Source organism: Cupriavidus sp. 01L46, from assembly GCF_056399905.1.
Genome location: NZ_JBFTSF010000470.1, coordinates 1 through 3,299, shown reverse-complemented (window position 1 = coordinate 3,299; position 3,299 = coordinate 1). Strand labels below are relative to the sequence as shown.

The following is a 3,299-nucleotide window of genomic DNA, read 5'->3' as shown; positions in this document are numbered from 1 at the left end:
CCGCATGGCCGGTGGAGATCACGCCGTTGACGTCCATGGCGGCTATGTATCGGTCCACGATCGGACGAGACTGCACGGGCGCCTTCGACGATCCGGTAGGCGTCCATACGTGTATCGTCAACGCGTGTTCGTCGTCGGCCGGCGGACCGTCCCACTCGGTCTTATCGAATACCTGCGCGGATACCTGCGCGCCGCCGCGCGCGTCCTCGTCCGGCAGCAGCGCTGACTTGCGCGAGCTGCGCAGCGCCGGGTTGCGCGCAAGGCGCCGCGCACGCGCAGAAAGCGAGAGCATGTTCATGCCGCTGATGATCAGAAACAGGCCGAGGCAGTACGGCAGCGTCCCGGCGTAGTGGGTCGGAAACGGCTGATAAAAGAAGGCGGCGACGAGCATCTCGGCAATGCCCCACGCGAAGGCGGCCTTCCAGCGCCGGTAACGGACCACCCATGCGGACACGCACTGCAGTAGCCCATCGGCAAGGAACAACGTGCCGAAGATCATCGACAGGATCAAGTTGCCATGATGATGTCCCGCGAAAATCAGGATCGATGCGCCCACCACGGCGAAACCCTTCACGTACCGCAGCAAGCGCTGCCCGCCAACACCCGTCCACRCAACCGCGAGCGTTGCAAGGCCTTCAGCCAGGAACAGCCAGGCAAAGAAGGTGATCGGAAAGTACGCGGCATTGTCTAACGCGTCGATGAAGACCACCGAGCCCGCGACCACCCAGAGCACTCCTATGCAAAAAATAGCGCGAGAGCGCTTGCGCAGGTAGTCAACCCCCAACAGGAGCATTAACAGTCGGACCATCGCGGCCTCCATAGCCTATTCCCGGCCGCCTTCACGATACCAGCCGGGCAGAACATGACATAAGTCGCAATGACCAAGGTCGCCATCCCTTCAAGGATGAAGGGAATTCACTGCAGGGAATTCTTGGGCACAATAGCGCACTCCGTTCGGCACGTAAACGGAAACCTATCTGGGCCATCGCCTAGGCAGGCCTCCAAGTTCTTCGGACAACACGGCGCGGGCCTTTTGCCACGGGCTGCTAAGATAAGACATAGGAGATATGCCAATGAAAACGCCACAAAACATCGACGTGCTCTTCGTCGCCGGTTTTGGCYCGATCGTTCGCGACCCGGCCGCAAGCCGGAAACTCTATTCCGAGGCATTGGGACTGTCGTTCCAAGAAGAGGCCAACGGCTATCTGCATACGGGTGCGCTGGATGGGGTGAAGCATTTTGCCCTGTGGCCGTTGGCGCAGGCGGCTGAGTCCTGTTTTGGCACGGATCAATGGCCTGGCGATCTTCCCGTGCCACAAGCGTGGATCGAATTTGACGTGGCGGATATCGAAAAAGGCACCGCGGAACTGAAGTCGCAGGGCTACAGACTGCTGGTTGCGATGCGAACGGAACCCTGGGGTCAGACCGTCACGCGGCTGCTGGGACCGGAAGGTCTGCTGGTGGGCATCACCCATACGCCCTCGATGCGGAAGTGAACTCGTGCGCCCTCACTCTCCGATTCCATGTAAGCGAAAGTGAACCACTTGGATGATGTTCGCCTGCTGGCGAGAAAATGCCGCTCCTGCCGTCACCGGAGACAGACTTGTGAAGCGAACGTGTAGCGTCCGCTGCGCCGCGGCAAGACCCGCCTGGCACGCCCAACCACGGAGTACCGTTCATGCGACATCACCTTGGGTTCGGCGTGGGCTATCAGCTCGATCGCGGGAGCAGGGATGGTCCGGTGGTGCCACCGCCTTCGTACACCCGCAACACCAACAACGAGCTCACGGTCTTCGGCGGCACCACCATTATCAACAACTTCGATTCACCCAGCGGTACCGCTTTCGCGGTGGAATACCGCCGCGGCATCCTGCCCTATATAGACCTCACTGCCACCTATCTGAACGAGGGCGATGCCCGGGTTGTACGCCGGCAGGGTGTCGCAGCGCAGGCGTGGCTGGTGCGGCCGTTCTTCAATGACCATCTGACGCTGGGGATCGGACTGGGACCCTATGTGGCGCGCGACCGGGACGAGGGCGGTGGCATCACGCACACGCTCGGCCTATTCACCATGTCGGCGAGCTATCGCATCGGGCGGTCCTGGACTACCCGCTTCTCCTGGCACCGCACCGTCACGACCAATAGCCGCGATTCCGATGTGATGGTGCTCGGCCTGGGTTATCGGTTCTAAGAGCCCGGTTGATCAGCCGGTTGATCATTCAAGAATGGGCGACTCCGCATAGCAGCATCCCGCCCATTGCGATATGGACCGACGATCGTTGCACGTTGACGGAATAATGCCGTGACGCTCGACCGCGAAATCGCCACCATCCGCGACTGCATTGCGTCGTCTCCCTGTTTTCGGGCCAAAAATGGCGCTCGACAATGACGAATGAGCGAATCCCACTCCCCCCTTGCCGGAGGACAGCAGAGTGGCGCAGAATCCTCCCTGCAATACCCATATCACGGCATGACGGGCTTGTACGAGGTTGATAGTGCCTCAACGGCATGTAGCTTCGCGATGCCGGGACCCTGCGGGCTGTGGAAGACGGCTAAGGACTGGTGAACACGATGGAAAGCTTCCTGGTACGGCAGGCCACGCGCAAACAAGCAATGCTCGCCGGTATCACGGCGCTGCTTATCCTCTGCGTCTTCGCGATCGCAGTCCCGCGGGCAACCCAGGTGCTACCAGCGGTCCCCCCCTTCATGCCGATGTGCGCGCTGACGGTATTCACCACCGCCTGTATCGCCAGCTTTTTGCTCGGCGCACAATTCACGGTGACCCGGCAGCCTATCCTTGGCGCACTGGGTGGGGCATACGCGTTTACCGCATTGGCGGTGGCTTTGCAGCTGCTAACGTTTCCCGGCGTTTTCACCCCTGGGGGCCTCTTTGGCGCCGGTCCAAATAGCGCCACGTGGATGTGGGTCTTCTGGCATGGCGGCTTTCCGTTTTTTGTGATTCTCGCAGTGGCGGCGCGCAGTTTGTCCATGAAAGATCTGATCCGCCCCAAGCATGTCAGCCTATGGGCATGGGGGCTGGTCGGTGGGCCCGCCGCGATTGGCGTGGTGCTCTGTGGGTTCGCCATCTACGGTGATCTGCCATCCGCCCTGAACGCTGCGGGAGATTCCGGAGCCTACGAGAAAAATGCAACCGCGCTGGCGATATGGTCGCTCAATGTCGTTGCCATTGCTTTCGTGCTGCTGAGCGGCCGCTTGCGGGCCGTACTTGACATATGGCTATCGATTGCCTTGCTCGCTTGCCTCATCGATACCAGCTTGAACCTGCGGCGCTGTTCAGG

The 3,299-nt window shown here is 60.8% G+C and carries 4 protein-coding genes; 3 read left to right on the top strand and 1 reads right to left on the bottom strand.

Annotated elements, in window-relative coordinates; translation table 11 throughout:
• Positions 1–808: HdeD family acid-resistance protein (locus tag AC1DS3_RS36995; RefSeq protein WP_477129177.1), on the bottom strand; the 808-nt coding region annotated here is incomplete at its 3' end.
• A 265-nt stretch (positions 809–1,073) separates the two neighbouring features.
• Here AC1DS3_RS36995 and AC1DS3_RS36990 point away from each other — a divergent pair.
• The 3 genes from AC1DS3_RS36990 to AC1DS3_RS36980 form a co-directional block, all read left to right on the top strand.
• Positions 1,074–1,496 carry a VOC family protein gene (locus AC1DS3_RS36990; protein ID WP_477129176.1) on the top strand — a complete coding sequence of 141 codons (423 nt, stop codon included), beginning with the start codon at positions 1,074–1,076 and terminating at the stop codon, positions 1,494–1,496.
• A gap of 182 nt (positions 1,497–1,678) precedes the next feature.
• Complete coding sequence (locus AC1DS3_RS36985; RefSeq protein WP_441640512.1) at positions 1,679–2,191, top strand: hypothetical protein; 513 nt, start codon at positions 1,679–1,681, stop codon at positions 2,189–2,191.
• Positions 2,192–2,571: 380 nt separating this feature from the next.
• Positions 2,572–3,299: MASE4 domain-containing protein (locus tag AC1DS3_RS36980; protein ID WP_477129175.1), on the top strand; the 728-nt coding region annotated here is incomplete at its 3' end.